This is a genomic window from Verrucosispora sp. NA02020, from assembly GCF_013364215.1.
GTDB lineage: Bacteria > Actinomycetota > Actinomycetes > Mycobacteriales > Micromonosporaceae > Micromonospora.
Map to the genome: position 1 here is coordinate 5,943,588 of NZ_CP054923.1, position 16,824 is coordinate 5,960,411.

Genomic DNA, 16,824 nt, shown 5'->3' on the forward strand with positions numbered 1-16,824 from the left:
CCGGTGGACCATGCAGTTCCGCCATGGTGGGCCTGAGCGTACTCCGATTCTGTCGCCGCATGGGCTTGTGATCAAGGAGAGACGATGAGCGAGCCGGTCGACGAGGCCCGTGCCACACTCACGGCGGCCCCGGCAGACCTGCTCGTCCGGCGGGTCGCGGAGCTGCTGGAGCGGGAGTACGGCATCACCGAGACCGAGCTGCTCCAGGTCGACTACCGCCTGGCCGCGCTGCTCCCGCTCACCGGGGGCGACGAGGTGACCAGCCCCGGTCACCCCGCCTGGCGCTGTTTCGACCACGAGACCCCGGTGTACGCGGACGGCACCGGTTACCTGCCGGTCAACATGCGCGGTGAACGGCGCGGAGTGCTCCGGGTCGCGCCGCTGGCCGACGACGGGCTGCTGGGCGAGCTGCTGGAGATCGCCACGTCCCTGGCCCACGAGCTGACCGCGGTCGACCCCGGCACCGACGTGTACCGCATCGCCCGGCGTACCCGACGGCTCACGCTCGCGGCCGAGGTGCAGTGGGAACTCCTCCCCGGGCGCAGCCGCACCCGGCCCTCGTTCAGCCTGGCCGGCCAGCTCGAACCCGCGTACGCGGTGCGTGGCGACAGCTTCGACTGGTCCGACGACGGTGAGCGGGTCTGGACCGCGACGATCAACGGGATGGGCGAGGGGGTGGCCGCCTCGATGCTCACCACGCTGGCCACCTGCGCACTGCGCAACGCCCGACGGGCCGGCATCCCGCTGGCCGACCAGGCGACCCTGGCCGACCAGGCGATCTACGACCTGCACCGGGGTGAGCAACATCTCTCCACCCTGCTGCTCGAACTCGACCTGCGGACCGGCCTGCTCACCGCCGTCGACGCCGGTTCGCCCCGGCTGGTGCTGCTGCGGGCCGGCCAGGTCACCGTGCAGCCGCTGGAGGCGCAGTTCCCGCTCGGCATGTTCGAGGGGACGACCTACGTCGAGCAGTACATCCAGCTCCAGCGCGGCGACCGCCTCTTCATGATCAGCGACGGGGTGATCGACGCCACCGGGCGCAACATCCGGTACGGCGAGACCGCACTGGACCGGATGTTGCGCCGTACCGCGCCGATGACTCCGCTGGACGCGGTCCGTTCCCTCCTCGGCGATCTGCGGGCCTTCGTCGCCGGCGACCTGACCGACGACGCGGTCGTGGTGTGCCTGGACTGGACCGGCCCGCAGCCGTAGCCACCTCGGGTCAGTACGCGCCCCGACTGTTGATCACCGCGCCGAAGGTCTTCCAGAGGATGGTCAGGTCGGCCGCGAGCGACCAGTTCTCCACGTAGTAGAGGTCCAACCGGATGCCGTCCTCCCAACTCAGGTCGGACCGGCCGCTGACCTGCCAGAGACCGGTCATTCCGGGCTTGACCAGCAGGCGGCGGGCCACGTCGCCGTCGTAGCGGGCCACCTCCGACGGCAGCGGCGGCCGGGGCCCGACCAGGCTCATCTGCCCCAGCAGCACGTTGACCAACTGGGGAAGCTCGTCCAGGGACCACTTGCGCAGCAGCCGACCGACCCGGGTCACCCGGGGGTCGTCCCGCATCTTGAACATCAGGCCGTCGGTCTCGTTGCGCACGGTCAACTCGGCCAGCAGGGCGTCCGCGTTCACCACCATGGTGCGGAACTTGAAGACGCCGAACTCACGCCCGCCCTGACCCACCCGGGTCTGCCGGAACAGCACCGGCCCCCGGCTGTTCACCTTCACCGCGAGCGCGATGGCTGCCAGCAGCGGCAGCAGCAGGGTCAGCGCCACCAGCGAGACCGAACGGTCGACCAGCCCCTTGACCAGTTTGCGCACCCCACGGAACTCGGGTGCCTCCACGTGGATCAGGGGCAGCCCGGCGACCGGGCGGGTGTGGATGCGCGGGCCCGCGACGTCGGTCAGCGCCGGGGCCAGCACCAGGTCGATGCCGGTTCCCTCCAGCTGCCACCCGAGTCGGCGCAGCCGGGTGGCGGTCAGCTCCCCGCAGGCGGTGACCGCGACCGTGTCCGCGCCGATGGCGTCGGCGGCCTCCGGGATGCCCCGGAACGAGCCGACCACCGGCACGTCACCGAGCCGCTGCGCCACCGGAGCCAACAGTGCGTCCGGGATGCAGGCGCCGACCACCTGGTAGCCGGCGTACGGCTCGCGGCGCAGCGTGTGCACCAGCTCCAACACGTGTGCGGTGTCACCGACCACCAGCACCCGCCGAGACCAGCCCGTCCCCCGCGACCGGGCTCGGTGCAGACGTTTGCGCGCGGCGAACCGGGCCACTTCCAGCCCGATCGTGCCCACCGCGAACGAGATCGCCAGGAAGCCACGGGACACGCCGACGTCGGCGACGTACCCGAGGATCGCGACGGCGCCGGCCAGCCGGAGGCTGGCCATGCTCACCCGCCGGTACTCGTCCGCGCCGTAGCCGACCACCCGGTCGTCGTAGCAGCGCAGGACCTTCAGGGAGACCAACCAGGCCAGCACCAGGGCCGGCGCGAACAGGACGTAGGGCACGTGGGTACCACGTGGCACGGATTCGCCGAATCGAGCCGCGTAACCGATGAGCACCGCCACGGACAGGACGGTGGCGTCCAGCACGACCAGGGTACGGACGTACGTCCGCTGGTCGCCACGCACCGACCCGCTCGATGGCGGAGTGTCACCCGATCGCGATGACGATCTGGCGGGGGTCAACAGCGTCGCCGAGGTCACCAGCCCTCCCACACTTCACTCGGAGACGGCCCGGGACCGGCCGGGACGGAGGCCAGATCTGCCGGTGCACGAGAACATCCTGCCTTGATAACTATGACGGCCGATTGCTTCGGACGTATTGCCGTCACTTTCCGGGGTGGAGGACGACCGGAAAGGGGCCTGTCGTACCGCTTTCTCCGGTACCGCAGACCCCGTCCCTGTGCATTCGCTCAGGCCGGCGCCTTCCTCAGGGCGATCGCCCTGAGGAAGATGTCACTGATGTTGGTGGGGTCGGCGGCGATGAACGCCCCGCCACCGGCTGCACCGGCGATGGTGTCCAGCTCCGACTTGCTCACCTCGGTGCCGATACCCACGATGATGACCTGGATCGGCTGCTCCGGGTCCTTGATCCGATCGAGCTCGGCGAGCAGATCACGTTGCGAGATGCCGTCCGGGTTCTCGTTCTTGCCGTCGGTGAAGAGCACGATCGAGTTGACCTTGCCCGGTTCCCAGTTGCGCTGGACGTCCTTGTAGGCGGCCAGCAGCGTGTCGTACAGCCCCGTGTCACCGCTGGACGAGGTGACCGTGTCCAGTCCCCGCTCCAGCGTGCCGCGCTGCCGTGACAGCGGCCCGATCGGCACCAGCTCGCGGTAGTCCCGCGACCCGGCCAGCTTGGTGGAGAACACCCACAGCCCGATCGACCAGGAGTCGTCGAAGAGGTTCAGGCCGCGCCGGGCCGCCTCGATGGTGACCTGTTGCCGGGTTGCCCCGTTGGCCGTCGGCACGGTCTTCTTCATCGAGCCCGAGACGTCGATGATGCAGAGCATCCGGCCGGACAGGGTCGCGATCGACCAACTCGACACCGCCCGCTCCACCGCGTCCGGCGCCAGTCCGCCGGCGGCCACCCCGCCCTGCGGCGGGGGCGCTGCGGAGGCGTCGCCACCGGCCGGAGAGGGCGCGCCCTGCGGGGCGGCGAAGCCGCTCCCCCAGTTCCCGTCCGGCCCGCGCAGCGACTGCGCGGCCAGCTTGTCCTTGAACGACGAGGTGGTCAGCGCCTCGAACAGCACACGGGCGGCGGACGCCTTGGCCGGATCGATACCGGGCAGTACCGCGTACGGATAGTCCAACGGCAGCGGCGCCGGTTTGAGATAGAGCGCCGCCAGCGGCACCGGAGGCTTGCGGGCGTTGTACTGGATGACGTCCTCTTCGGAGAGGGCCGCCGCACCGAGCGCACTGGCGAGCGTGGTGTTGTCCGTCGAGGTCGGGAACTTCGCGAGCAGGTCCTGACGCAGCGCCGAGGCGCCCGACGCCAGCGCCCGCAACGCGCCGACCCGGTCCTGCTCGGCGGTGGCACCACCGGTGGACGACGCCGCGGTCATCAGCGACAGCAGGCCGGACAGCCCGGCGGCGTCCCGGGTCGGCTCCACGATCCCGGTCCGCAGCGGCCGGTCGCTGTTGACCCGGGCCAGCAACTGGGTCCAGTCGAGTTCCTTCTGCGGCCAGCCCAGCCGGGCGGCGATCGGCTCGGGCATCGCGACGACCACCGGGCTGCTGGCGATCGACGCCCCGTTGCCCGGCTCGAAGGCCGCCGCGCCACCGGTCTTGAGCCGCAGCAGCCAGGTGGAGGAGTCCGGGATCCAGACATCGGGGCTCACCGCGGTGCCACTGGCCTGGCCGACGCCGGCCAGGGTCGCGCCGTGCTTGGCCGCCACCACCGCCGCCACCTCGACCGGGTCGGCCGCCGAGACCGTCACGTCGATGCAGGTCCCCTCGACGGCGGCACCCTTCTCCTCCCACTCGGTGGCCGCTTGGTCCACCGCGGGAGCGATCTCGTTGGCCACGGCGACGGACAGCTCGATCTTGCCCGAGCAGTCCTGACCCGCGAGTTGGCGATAGCCGACCCATCCCCCGGCCGTGACGACGAGAACGCCGACCGCCGCCGCGGCGGCGGCGCCGTGAAAACCTGAACGCATGCGATGGCGGCCTGCTGACACGCAGACCATCTTGCGTATCCCGCCGGTGGACTGCCATGGCCGTTCGGTCGAAAGTTACAGAGGAGAAACAGTTTCCCTCGATTTGATAACTTTGCGTGACGAAGTCACGGCGCAATGTGGATGCATCTATGTCTCAGGCCCACGATCAGGGCAGAACGCAGGTAGGGCTCGCGACCACCAGCGGCTCCCCCAGTGGCGCCGGTACGCCGGTCTCCCGATCGAGGAGAAAAATGCGTACCATATCCGCCCGCTCGTCGGCGACATAGAGGTGCTCGCCGATGATGACGAAGTGGCGCGGCCACTCGCCGCCGGTGTCCACCTCGGCGACCTGCTCCGGAAGTTTCGCGCCGAGGGCGAAGACGGTGATCGTGCCCACTCCCCGGTTGGCGACGTAGAGGAAACGCCCGTCGGCACCCACGGCGATCTCCGACGGCTGTACGTGCCCGCCCCTGCTGCTGGCCTCGACCCGACCGAGTTCCTGGAGCCCACCGTCGCCGGCCACCTCGTACGTGAGGACCGAGCCGTCCAACTCGCCCGAGACGTAGCAGCGCCGGCCGTCCGGGTGCCGGGCCAGGTGCCGCGGGCCCACCCCCGGGGCGGTCCGTACCCGGGCACCCCGGGGCGACAGTGCGCCCGCCGCGTCGAGGTCGTACCGGTAGATCGAGTCGGTGCCCAGGTCGACGGCGAACAGCGGTGCGCCGTCCGTGCCGGGCACGACCATGTGGGCGTGCGCCTGCTCCTGCCGCTCGGGGTCCGGCCCGTGCCCCTGGTGGGCCACCACGTCGGTACGCGCGCCCGGGACACCGTCGGCGTCGAGCGGGAACACCGTCACGCTGCCGCTGCTGTAGTTGGCCACCACGAGATGCCCGCCGTCCGGCGTGACTGCCAGGTGGCACGGATCCGCGCCACCGGTCGGCTGCGTGCCGGCGGCGTCCAGCTCTCCGTCGGCCCCCACCCGCCAGGCGCTGATCTCACCGGTGGGTAGTTCGTTGACGGCGTACAGCATCGGCAGTCGGGGGTGGCGGGCGAGGAAGGACGGCGACGCGGTGACCGCGACCGTGCCCAGCGACGTCAGGTCGCCGGTGTGCGGATCCCGGCGGGCCGCGACGATGCCGGTGGCCCGGCCGCCGCTGGACGCCGTGTAGCCGCCGATGTGCACGATCTCGCCCTGAACCGCCACCGTGTTCCGCCTCCCTGCCGAATGTCGTGTCGATCTCACCAGAAGCCTTGCCCCGATGCGGGCCGGTTAGACCTGGAATCCGCGACGGACCTCCGGTCCTTCCCGGAGCAGCCCGGCCCCGGCCCGCCTCCGGGACCGGGTCAGGCGGCCGGCACCGGCTCGCCCCGCTGCCGGGCCACGTGCTCGACCAGGGAGATCAACACTGTCTTGCCGGACTGCCGGTCGCGGGCGTCGCAGAGCACCATCGGCACGTTGCCGTCGAGGTCGAGAGCGCGGCGGACCGCCTCCAGGCTGAACCGCTGCGAGTTGTCGAAGCAGTTGACGCCGACCACGAACGGGATACCACGCTGCTCGAAGTAGTCGATCGACGGGAAGCAGTCGGCCAGCCGCCGGGTGTCCGCCAGCACCACCGCGCCGAGCGCCCCGAACGCCAGCTCGTCCCAGAGGAACCAGAACCGGTCCTGCCCGGGCGTACCGAACAGGTAGAGCTGGAGGTCGTCGTTGATGGTGATGCGGCCGAAGTCCATCGCCACCGTGGTGGTCGACTTGGTCTCCACCCCGGAGAGGTCGTCGGTCTCGATGCCCGCCCCGGTCAGGATCTCCTCGGTCTGCAACGGCCGGACCTCGCTCAACGCGCTGACCAACGTCGTCTTGCCGGCGCCGAAGCCACCGGCGACGAGGATCTTCAGCGCGATCGGGATACCGTGTTCCCGCCGCTCGCCGTCATAACGCACGGAGTCCATCGACCACCGCCTTGAGGATGTCGTTGTCGGGCAGGTACGTGGCACGTGGCGGCTGGTGCACGGCGACCAGTCCCCGGGAGAGTAGATCGCCGAGCAGTACCCGGACCACACCGATGGCGAGATTGAGGTCGGCGGCGAGTTCCACGACCGGCGTTCCCCGACCGGCGAGTTCCACCAACAGCCGGTGTTCCGGGTACAGCTCCGGGTAGGCGCCGAGGTCCGGGTCCGGCTTCGCCAGCACGTACGCCACCAGGTCCAAGGCGTCCGCGCTGGCCCGTACCCGGCCACCGGTCAGCGTGTACGGCCGGACCACCGGCCCGGCATCGGCGTCGAGCCATTCGTGCTGGTTCCCCGGTAAGTCAGTGCGCATCGGCGGCACCCACCGACGCCCGGGTCGGTGTCCCGAGATTCTCGCCCACCCGGGTCACCAGCATCGCCATCTCGTACGCCACCAGGCCGATGTCGGCATCGGCGTCACTGGCGACAGCGAGGCAGGCACCCTGCCCCGCCGCCGTCACGAAGAGGTACGCGTCCTCCATCTCCACCACCGTCTGACGCACCGGCCCGCCGGTGAGGTGGCGGCTCGCGCCCCGGGCCAGGCTGGACAGTCCGGAGGCCAGCGCACAGAGGTGCTCGGCGTCGGCCTTGTCCATCCCGGTGGAGCAGCCGAGGAGCAGCCCGTCCGCCGAGAGCACCACCGCCTGCCGCGCGGTCGGTACCCGCTCCAACAAGTCGTCCAACAACCAGCCGAGATCGGCACTCTGCCTCGTCGAATGCATCAGGCGTCCCTCTCAGTCGCGGTCGGGGGTTGCACAGTCGCCGGGTCACCGGCCGGCGGCCCTGCCGGCTCGGTGTCTCGGTCCTGCTCGTGGTCGGCGGAGGTCGCACCGGATCGCCCCGCCTCGCCGTTCGGCGGTCCGGTACGCACCGCGTCTCCGGTGGACGGTCCGGTGGACCCCGCGTCGTCGTTAGGCGCGACGGCGGCGCGTCGGCCCCGCGCGGTGCCCGCCTGGAGTGCCGACATGAACCGACGGGCCTCCTCCGGGCTGCGTGGGGTCGGCTCGCCGAGCGGCCGGATCGGCCCGCGCGGGACCACCACCGGTTGCCGCATCGTCGGCCCGTCGATCGCCGAGGACACCGCCGGCATCTGCACCGTCGGCGCGTCGAGGCCGTCCTGCGCACGGCGCGGTGCCGCCCGGTGCCCGGCCGGACCGGACGACCCGTCACTGGACGCACCGCTGCCGGACGGACCGGTGCCGGAGGCCACTGGGGGCGTCGACCCGACCGGCGCCGGTCCGGCGGCGTCGGCGACCGGGGATGAGGTGGCGGCGGAGGGTACGGCGGTGTCTGGCGACGCGGTGGCGGCCGACGGCGTGGTGGCGGCCGGGCCCCGCTGACGGATGCGGCGGGGCAGACCGTCCGCCTCGGCCGGGCCGACCGTGGAGCCGAAGGTGGGACCGCCCCGGCCACCGGTCGTGCTCGCCGGCACCGCCTCGGTGGTGGTCGGCTTCTCCGGCTCGGCCTGTGATCGCGTGGTCTGCCGGGGCACTGTGGTCAACCGGGTGGCCCGGGCCAGCCGGCGCTGTTCCGGGGTGGTGGCCTGGTCGTCTCCGGCGGGAGTGTCCAGGTCGGGCAGGGGTGACGGCTCGGCGGTGATGAGTGCCCCCGGGATCAGCACCACGGCGGTCAGCCCGGTCCCGTCCGACTCCCGCAACCGCACGCGTACGTCGTGCCGGGCGGCGAGCCGCGCGACCACGAACAGCCCCAGCCGCGCGGTCTCGGCCGGGTCGAAGTCCGGTGACCGGGCGAGCTTGCGGTTGGCCTCCTCGATGGCGGCGGCCGTCATGCCGAGCCCGTGATCGGTGACGGAGAGCGCGTACCCGTGGGCGACGTGCTCGCCCGAGATCTCCACACGGGAGTCCGGCGGCGAGTACGCGGTGGCGTTCTCGATCAGTTCGGCGAGCAGGTGGATGACGTCGCCGACGACCCGACCCACCGTGCCGGCGGCCTGGACGTTGACGATGTCCACCCGGTCGTACGACTCGACCTCGGAGATCGCGCCCCGGATCAGGTCCACCATGGCGACCGGGTTGCGCCAGCCCCGCCCGGGTGCCGCACCGGCGAGGATGACCAGGTCCTCGGCGTGCCGCCGCAGCCGGGTGGCGAGGTGGTCCACCCGGAACAGTTCGGCCAGGTGGTCCGGATCCTCGGCGTCGCGTTCCATCCGGTCGAGCACGGTGAGCTGCCGGTGCACCAGGCCCTGGCTGCGTCGGGCGATGTTCAGGAAGACCTCGTTGAGGCCGCGACGCAGGCTCACCTCGACCATGGCGGACCGGATCGCGGCCTTGTGCACCTCGGTGAACGCCTGGGCCACCTGGCCGATCTCGTCCGCGCCCCGGTCGGCCAGCGGCGCCTCGTGGGCCACGTCCACCTGCTCGCCCCGGCGCAGCCGCTCCACCACCTCGGGCAGGCGCTCCTCGGCCTCCTTGACGGTGCCGCGTACCTGGGTCAACCGCTTCGCCAGCGACCGGCCTACCCGCAGCGCGACGACCAGCGAGAGCACGACGGCGACCAGACCGAGCAGCCCGGCGGCGGCCAGCCGGACCAGGGTGCGCACCGCCATCGGCACCGAGCGGTCGGCCAGACCGTCGGCCTGGGTCAGCTCGAAGTCGCGCAGCGACCGCTGCACCGTGTCGTAGCTGGTCTGCCAGGCCTGCTGGTCGATCCGGAGTCGGGCCGAGGGATCGGCGGCGACCAGCTCGTCCTGCATCTGCCGCAACTGCGTGAACTCGTCCTGCTCGGTCAACCGCTGGTACGCCACACGGTCCGGCTCCGGCAGGTCGGCCACCGCGCTCTCGGCCAGGAAGCGCTGGTTGGCGATGCCCTGCACGAGCAGCGTGTGCTCGCCCTCGGCGAGTCGTCCGCCGATCAACGCGCCGGCCAGCAGCGCGTCGGTCTGACCGAGCAGCTCCCGCGAGCGGCCGATGTCGGTCAGCGCCCGCGCCTCCCGGTTGAGATCCTGGTCCGGCAGGTTCGCCAGCGCGGAGAAGGTGTGGAACGCGGACGAGATCATGCCACTGTAGAGACCGATCACCCCGGCCCGGTCGAGGTCCCGGCGATCGATGAACGCACGCCCCGACGGCAGCGCCTCCAGTTCGCCGAGGAGCCGGTCCAGCCGGGTCTCCAGCAGCTCACCGGCGGCGTCGCGCAGTTGCTCTCCGGAGACCCGGCGCTGGAGTTCGGCGATCGCGATGTCGGTGCGGTCCCGCTGTGCGACGAGCTCCGGCAGTACGCAGTTGGTCGGTGGTTGACCGCAGACCGTGCGCGGCGAGCCGAGATGGACAACCGAGAGCCGCCGCTCCCGTTGCAGCTCGGCCACCACCGTCTCGCCCGGCCGGCCCAGGTCGTACAGAAGGGTCCGGGCGGCGAGCAGATCCAGTGCGGGGCCGAAGGTGAGCGTGGTCGCGAAGATCCACAGTGCCAGCAGCGCGGTCACCGGCACCACGACCAGCGCGGTCAGCTTGGAGCGGATCGGCCAGTCGCGGGTGTTCAATCGGACCTCGCCCGGGAGGGTGGCTGGAAGGGCTCCGGCACGGCCGGGCAGCACCGTCACCGACACGCGCCTCGGCTGCCCGCCGGGGCGCCGGGGTTCGGGCGCCTTGGGCAGGATACGTAATCCCCGCCGGACGCACTACCGTCTGTCGAGACTACCTATACGGTGCCGGACGTACCGAGGACGCCCCTGCCGCCCGCAACGGGCGACCGTGCGGTGCCCGTCCCGGTCCCGGCCTCGGTCGATGTGACTGTCCGCCCTTCGCCCCCTTCGGACGACGTTCCGCCCTGGCCACCACCGATCCGGATGAGGAAAGTGCCCCGGAACGGGATTGGCGATCAGTGCCAGGAGGGAATACCTGAAGCGAAGGAGGAGCCATGTCGCCCACGCAGATAGTCGTCACCGTCCTCGTCATCCTGGTGGTCGCCGCCGTGGCCGCGGCCGTCGTCGTGGCCGGCCGCCGCCGTTCGCTACGGCAACGCTTCGGCCCGGAGTACGACCACGTCGTCGCCGAGCGGGACAGTCGCAGCGACGCCGAGCGCGAGCTGCGGGACCGGGAACGCCGGCACGCGGATCTCGAACTCGTCCCGCTGGACCCCGAGTCCCGCGCCCGGTACGCCGCCGCCTGGGAGGAACTCCAGGTGCGTTTCATCGACTCCCCCGCCGAGACCGTCGGTCAGGCCGACGAACTGGTCACGCGACTCGTCGCCGAGCGGGGTTACCCCACCGGTGACTTCTCCGACCAGCTCGCCCACCTCTCCGTCGAGCACGCCCGGACGCTCGGCCACTACCGGGACGCGCACGAGATCCACCTGCGCAACTCGCGGGGCGAGGCCGGCACCGAGGACCTTCGCCAGGCCGTCGTCCACTACCGCGCCCTCTTCGCCGACCTGCTCGGCGAGGAACCGGTCGCGTCGACCACCACCCCGGAGCAGCGCCACCCCGAGGCCGCCCATGACGCCACGAACCGCTGAGGAGAGCACCATGCGGCAAGACGAGCAGCAGCTCAACAACGACCACCCCGAGGCCGTCCGGTCTGCCCCGGTGGCAGTGCCGCCGAACGGTGACCACCGGGACGTACCGGACGACCTCGACCACACCGACGAGCCGACGGACCGCGACCGGGTGGAGTCCACCGACCGCAACCGCCCCTGGGACGGTCGGCCGGGCGACGACGACCGTGCCGACGAGGTGACCGATCCCGCTCCGGTGCCGACCGCTTTCGGCGCCACCTCGGTCGGTGGCGCGGTGGCCGCGTCCGCGCTGGCCAGCCCGCGCCCGGAGGACGAGATCGACCCGCGCGAGGAGCGCACCGCGGCGCCGGGCGACGGCGCGGTCGACGGTGAGCGGGAGGGGCTGCGGGCCGACCCGACCGCCGAGTTCGACCGGAGCGGCGACGACCTCGACGAACTCGACGACACTGGTACGGCCGTCGACCGTGGGCCGGGCGGCCACCGGGCCGACGACCTCGACGGGCGGATCGAGTCGCGGGACCTCCCCGGTGACGCGTCGACGGTCGACACCACCGACGTGGCAGCGGCTGGCGGCCCCGGTTACGGCAGCGCCACCGCGACGATGGTCGACCCGGACGGGCAGTCGCCGGCCGGCGGCACCGACGCCGGATCGACGGTTCCGGCCGGCGCGGCGACCCTCTTCGACGAGTCGACCGCACAGGGCTTCCGGGACCGCTGGCGTGACGTCCAGCTCCGTTTCGTGGACGACCCGCAGGCCGCCGCCGGTCAGGCGCAGTCGCTCGTCGACGAGGCCATGCAGGCGCTGTCCGCGGCGCTGGCGGAGCACAAGAGCAAGCTCGGCGGGTGGCAGGATGCGGGCTCGCCCGACACCGAGCAGCTCCGGGTGGCGGTCCGCGGTTACCGCGACTTCCTCGACCGGGTGCTCGGCCGCTGATCACCGTCGAAGGCGGGTGTCCCCGGACGGGACGCCCGCCTTCGTCGTGTCGTCGCAGGCATGGCCCGGTGACCGGCGGGTACCCGCAGGGGGCCGGAGGAACCGTGCGGCGGACAGGAGGGCGGCAGGATGACGGATCGCGACCGACCGCTGGAGGAGCGCCCCGAGGTGGCCGCGGCGGTGGACGACGACAGCGGCGTGCCCGAGTTGATGACCGGCGGCGGGGCCGACCGGGACACCCCGGCCTTCGCCGGGCCGGGTGAGCGGATCGACCTCGACGCACCCACCGAGGACGTCATCGCCGACCCGTACGCGGCGGGCACCGGCGCGACCGGGACCGGCACCGGAGCCGCCCCGGCCGACATCCGTACCGGTGCCGAGCAGCCGTGGGACCCGGAGGACCTGGTGATGGCCCGAGGCCAGGACCTCACCCCCGAGAACATCGAGCGCGCCCGGCGTGAGCTGGCCGAGACCGGCCGGGCGGCGATCGAGAAGACGGTGCCCTGAGCACGGTACGGGCCCACCCGGTTCGAGTGGACCCGCGCCGCGCGGCGAGAGGGGCCCCTGGTCCGACCGGTGCGGTCGGACCAGGGGCCCGGGGAACCCGCCGCCGCAGCGCCTCACCTACTGCTGGCGGCCGGTATGCCTGACCGTCAGGACAACGGCGGGTAGGCGTTGCGCATCAGCTCGGCGAACTGCGCCGAGAACCAGGCGCCCGAGATCGGGGCGTCGGCCAGGGCACCGCTGCGGCTGTTGCCGTTACGGTCGTTACCGGTGTAGGTCGGGTCGCACATCCGGTCGAAGCCCTTGCCGTCGTTGTTCGGGATCTCGCGGCTGGAGCCGTCCGACTCGCCCGGGGGCTTGGCCCAGACGTACGCGTCGATACCCGCCGCCGGCGCGGCCTTCGGCCGCTCGCCCATGCCCGCACCGGCCTGGTTGCACCAGTTGCCCTTGTGGATGCGACGGTCGACCCGGCCACCGTCCACGTAGGCGTCCACGCTGGTCGTCGGGCCCGCGCCGGTGGGCCGGGCGCTGCCGCCCCAGCCGTTACGGGAGGTGTCGATCAGCATGCCGATGCCGCTCGGGAAGCCCTGCCGGACCAGTTCCTGCCGGAACGCCTGAGCGAAGCTCTGCTCGTCGTTGTAGAAGTTCCAGTCGATCCACTTGGCCTGGCGCACCGTCTGCCCGTTGACCGTGTCGCTGATCTTCGCGTACGGCTCGATCAGGGCGGAGTAGTTCGCCGTGTTGGTGATGAAGCCGTGCACGTGGTTGACCGTGCTGCCGGAGGCGGTCGCGGCCTGCTTCAGGACCTGGGCGCTCGGGACGAAGTTGCTGTCCCAGCCGAGCCAGCCGTGGTGCCCGGCGTCGACGTAGTTGTAGACGTTCGAGAGCGCGCCCAGCTTGGCCAGCGCGTAGCCGACACCCTGCACGTACGCGCCGTTGGCCTTCACCGTGTCGCACATCACGGTGCCACCCGGGTTGTTGGAGGTGTTGGTCACCAGGTTCGGCAGCGAGTCGACCTCGATGACGTTGATGATCCGCAGGTTGCGGTACTTCGCGTCACCCATGATCGCCGCGATCGGGTCGATGTACTCCGCCTTGTACCTCGGCAGCTCGTCGGCCTTCAGCTCACCGTTGGAGGCGAGCGCCGCGCAGTCACGGCCGGGCAGGTTGTAGATGACGAACTGGATGTACTCGGCGTTCTGCCGCAGCGCCTCGTCCAGGTGGTCCCGGATGCCCATCGGGCCGTTGGACTGGCTGTTGTCCGTACCCTCGATCGCGGCGATCCGGTCGATCCAGACGGCGGTCGAGATGCTCGACACCCGGTTGCCGCCGGTGACCGACTCGGCCCGGGCCTTCCACTCCGGGTTCACGTAGCCTCGGGCGTTCAGGTACGGGTTGTCGACCTTGGTGCCGGGCGGCGGCGTCGTGGGCGGCGGGGTGGTGGGCGGAGGCGTCGTCGGCGGAGGCGTGGTGGGCGGCGGGGTGGTCGGCGGCGGAGTGGTGGGGGGCGGCGTGGTCGGCGTGGTGCCGCCGTTGCAGGCGACCCCGTTCACCGTGAACGAGGTGGGCTTGGGGTTGCTGCCGCTCCAGGCGCCGTTGAAGCCGATGCTGGTGCTGGCACCGGTGGCCAGGTTGCCGTTGTAGGACTCGTTCTGCGCGGTCACGTTCCGGCCCGACTGGGTCCAGCGGGCCGACCAGCCCTGCTGGACGCGCTGGTTGGCGTCGGGGAACGTGAAGCCGAGGGTCCAGCTGGTGAGCCGGTCACCGATGTTCCGGATGGTGATGTTGGCGGTGAAGCCGCCCTGCCAGTCGTTGGTCGTGTACGCGACGTCGCACTGCGTCGCGGCGTGCGCCGCGGTGACGGGGATCGTCACCAGACCGCCCGCGACCAGCGCGCTCGCGCCGGCCAGCGCGACGGTCCGTCGTCGACTGGACAGCCTTCTCCACACATTCATGCCACTGATCTCCTTGGGCGAGACCGGATCCGCGTACGGCCCGGCACGTGGCGTCCGAGGGACGTCCTACGCGGACGACCGCCGATGCCAACGGGATTCTTCGGGAGCGCCCGACCCGGGCGGGCGTTGGTGGTGGTGCACGACCGGGGTACCCGGTCGACGGCACGGTGGTCGTCCGGTGACACCGGCTGCCCTCGACACCTGCCTGCGCGGTGTGGCTCCGATCACCGCGTGCAGCGATTCTTGCATGGGAGCGCTTCCATGGCAATGGTTCGATATTTTCGAAAGCTTAACCCGGCATTTCTGGCGCCGCCCGTGACACACCGCCACCGGGGTGACGTCCACCGACCACAGGGCGTGAACCACCCCACCCGGGACGCCCCGGCACGCGTCTCTCAGCAGAAGCCGACCGATCGGGTAAAACGCATGAATGCCAGAACACGAATCTTTCCCTGCATAGGTCATGAAACGGTCTAACGTCAGTTCTGGCTCGGTTGTGCGGGCCGCAGGACAACAGGGATGGAGTGACACAGGTCATGGCTAAGAAGATGCTGGGGAAGGTCGTTGCGGGTGCCGCCCTCGGCGGTGCTTCCCTGCTGGTGTTCGCGCCCGGGGTCGCGCTCGCCGACGGCCACGCTCCCGAAGACGAGGGCAAGGTCTTCGCCAAGCCGCACGCGGTGAAGCCCGGCGACGAGGTCAAGCTCGTTCAGATCTGCGAAGAGGCGCAGGAGCACCCCTTCGTCTGGTCCAAGGTCACCGGCAAGGTCAAGCTCGAAGCGGCCCACAAGGGCGGCGACAAGGGTGACCAGGGCGGCGACCGGGACTGGAAACAGGACCGCAAGGACTGGCAGGACAACAAGGACTGGCAGGACAACAAGGACTGGCAGGACCGTGGGGACTCGCAGGACGGCAAGGACTGGCAGCCCGGCGGCGAGGACCGCTCCGAGGGCAAGGACTGGTCGGGCGAGGCCGAGTCGGCGCCGGAGTCCAAGGGCGCCGGTGGCGGTGCGGCCGACGCGGCCGACGCCGGAGGCAAGGACCGCGACTGGAAGGCCGAGGAGCACGGCCAGGACGCGGAAGGTGCGCGGGACCACAAGGCCCCGTCCGCCGAGGAGGAGCACGGCGCGAAGTCCGAGAAGGACTGGTCGAGCGAGGCCGAGCGCGAGTGGTCCGGCGAGAAGGACTGGTCGAGCGAGGCCGAGCGCGAGTGGTCCGGCGAGAAGGACTGGTCGAGCGAGGGCGACTGGTCGGGCGAGCGCGGCAAGGACGACTCGGGCGACCGCTGGGAGCACGAGAAGGACTTCGTCTACTACGGCGAAGCCCGCGTCGCCAAGGACGCCAAGCCCGGCACGTACGAGCTCAAGGGCTCCTGCGGCGTCGGTGAGATCGTGGTCCTGCCGCACGGTGGGGTCGACGGCGGAGACGGTGGCATCGCCACCGGCGCCAACGGTGGCCTGGCCACCGCCGGAGCGGGCATGGTCGGTGCGGCGGCCCTCGGTGGCCTCGTGCTGATGCGTCGGCGCCGGGTCGATGAGTTCGCGGCCTGACGCGACGGCGAGACGGGCCGGCGGCCGTCACGGTTCTCCGTGGCGCGCCGTCGGCGCCGCCGTCGTCGTGCTGCTGGCCATGGTGGGTTCCGGGCTGATCGGCGCGTCGCTGCGGCCCGTCGAGCCGGTACGCCCACCGCAGCCCCTGGCGCAGGCCGGTCCGAGTACCCCCGAGCCCCGCGCGTCCGAGCCGTTCGACGACGCGGACCTCGACGACGGTGATGCCGTCACGACCCGCCCCGCGACCGGGCTGCCCCGGTCCGCGCCGACCACGATCACCATCCCCCGCATCGGCGTCAACGCGAAGATCATGATGCTCGGCACCAATGCTGACGGCACCGTGGAGGTCCCCCCGCTGGACCAGGCCATGCTCGCCGGTTGGTACTCGCCGGGTCCCAGCCCGGGCGAGGTGGGCAACTCGGTGATCGTCGGGCACGTGGACTCCGCGGCGATCGGTGCGGCGGTGTTCTTCTCCCTCGGCGCGCTGCAGTCCGGCGACGTCATCACGGTCAGCCGGGCCGACGGGGGCTCCGTCGACTTCCGGGTCGACTCGGTGTCCGCCCACCCCAAGGACGCCTTCCCCACCGAGCAGGTGTACGGCCCCTCCGACCGACCCGGGCTCCGCGTGATCACCTGCGGCGGCCAGTTCGACGAGGTCAAGGGCGACTACCCGGACAACGTGATCGTCTTCGCCTCGCTGATGAGCTGACCGAGACGTTAGGAAGGGCCCCTTCCTATGCACGAGGCGTTA

Annotated in this window: 14 protein-coding genes; 6 read left to right on the top strand and 8 right to left on the bottom strand. The window is 71.5% G+C overall.

What is annotated here, in order from left to right:
• Positions 1 to 84: 84 nt before the first annotated feature.
• Positions 85 to 1,212: a PP2C family protein-serine/threonine phosphatase gene (locus HUT12_RS26490; RefSeq protein ID WP_176095078.1), complete on the top strand. Its 1,128-nt coding sequence runs from the start codon at positions 85 to 87 to the stop codon at positions 1,210 to 1,212.
• Positions 1,213 to 1,222: 10 nt separating this feature from the next.
• Here the strand turns inward: HUT12_RS26490 and HUT12_RS26495 are convergent, their stop codons facing one another.
• The 7 genes from HUT12_RS26495 to HUT12_RS26525 form a co-directional block, all read right to left on the bottom strand.
• Positions 1,223 to 2,710: a sugar transferase gene (locus HUT12_RS26495; protein ID WP_176095079.1), complete on the bottom strand. Its 1,488-nt coding sequence runs from the start codon at positions 2,708 to 2,710 to the stop codon at positions 1,223 to 1,225.
• 209 nt (positions 2,711 to 2,919) lie between these two features.
• Positions 2,920 to 4,683 (bottom strand): substrate-binding domain-containing protein, encoded by a 1,764-nt coding sequence (locus HUT12_RS26500; protein WP_176095080.1) that lies wholly within the window; start codon positions 4,681 to 4,683, stop codon positions 2,920 to 2,922.
• Positions 4,684 to 4,828: 145 nt separating this feature from the next.
• Complete coding sequence (locus tag HUT12_RS26505) at positions 4,829 to 5,863, bottom strand: lactonase family protein (RefSeq protein WP_131054267.1); 1,035 nt, start codon at positions 5,861 to 5,863, stop codon at positions 4,829 to 4,831.
• 140 nt (positions 5,864 to 6,003) lie between these two features.
• A complete protein-coding gene (locus tag HUT12_RS26510) occupies positions 6,004 to 6,606 on the bottom strand; it encodes an ATP/GTP-binding protein (protein ID WP_131054266.1) in 603 nt (200 codons plus the stop codon).
• A complete protein-coding gene (locus HUT12_RS26515) occupies positions 6,587 to 6,976 on the bottom strand; it encodes a DUF742 domain-containing protein (protein ID WP_131054265.1) in 390 nt (129 codons plus the stop codon). Before HUT12_RS26515 ends, HUT12_RS26510 begins: the two co-directional genes overlap by 20 nt.
• The gene (locus tag HUT12_RS26520) at positions 6,966 to 7,385 is read right to left on the bottom strand and encodes a roadblock/LC7 domain-containing protein (protein WP_176095081.1); all 420 of its coding nucleotides are present in this window, start codon (positions 7,383 to 7,385) and stop codon (positions 6,966 to 6,968) included. Before HUT12_RS26520 ends, HUT12_RS26515 begins: the two co-directional genes overlap by 11 nt.
• Positions 7,385 to 10,159 (bottom strand): ATP-binding protein, encoded by a 2,775-nt coding sequence (locus HUT12_RS26525; RefSeq protein WP_176095992.1) that lies wholly within the window; start codon positions 10,157 to 10,159, stop codon positions 7,385 to 7,387. Before HUT12_RS26525 ends, HUT12_RS26520 begins: the two co-directional genes overlap by 1 nt.
• Positions 10,160 to 10,536: 377 nt before the next feature.
• On the opposite strand from HUT12_RS26525, the gene HUT12_RS26530 reads away from it, so the two are divergent.
• The 3 genes from HUT12_RS26530 (at position 10,537) to HUT12_RS26540 (ending at position 12,574) form a co-directional block, all read left to right on the top strand.
• Entirely contained in the window at positions 10,537 to 11,133 is a 597-nt protein-coding gene (locus HUT12_RS26530) for a hypothetical protein (RefSeq protein ID WP_131054263.1), read from the top strand.
• A gap of 10 nt (positions 11,134 to 11,143) precedes the next feature.
• The gene (locus HUT12_RS26535) at positions 11,144 to 12,067 is read left to right on the top strand and encodes a hypothetical protein (RefSeq protein ID WP_176095082.1); all 924 of its coding nucleotides are present in this window, start codon (positions 11,144 to 11,146) and stop codon (positions 12,065 to 12,067) included.
• 129 nt (positions 12,068 to 12,196) lie between these two features.
• A complete protein-coding gene (locus HUT12_RS26540) occupies positions 12,197 to 12,574 on the top strand; it encodes a hypothetical protein (RefSeq protein ID WP_131054261.1) in 378 nt (125 codons plus the stop codon).
• A gap of 146 nt (positions 12,575 to 12,720) precedes the next feature.
• Here HUT12_RS26540 and HUT12_RS26545 read toward each other — a convergent pair whose 3' ends face one another.
• Positions 12,721 to 14,526 carry a glycoside hydrolase family 6 protein gene (locus tag HUT12_RS26545; protein ID WP_176095083.1) on the bottom strand — a complete coding sequence of 602 codons (1,806 nt, stop codon included), beginning with the start codon at positions 14,524 to 14,526 and terminating at the stop codon, positions 12,721 to 12,723.
• A 536-nt stretch (positions 14,527 to 15,062) separates the two neighbouring features.
• On the opposite strand from HUT12_RS26545, the gene HUT12_RS26550 reads away from it, so the two are divergent.
• Both HUT12_RS26550 and HUT12_RS26555 read left to right on the top strand, forming a co-directional pair.
• Positions 15,063 to 16,073, top strand: a complete 1,011-nt coding sequence (locus HUT12_RS26550) for a hypothetical protein (RefSeq protein WP_176095084.1) — start codon at positions 15,063 to 15,065, stop codon at positions 16,071 to 16,073.
• Positions 16,057 to 16,782: a class F sortase gene (locus tag HUT12_RS26555; protein ID WP_176095085.1), complete on the top strand. Its 726-nt coding sequence runs from the start codon at positions 16,057 to 16,059 to the stop codon at positions 16,780 to 16,782. Before HUT12_RS26550 ends, HUT12_RS26555 begins: the two co-directional genes overlap by 17 nt.
• The last annotated feature ends 42 nt before the right edge of the window (positions 16,783 to 16,824 follow it).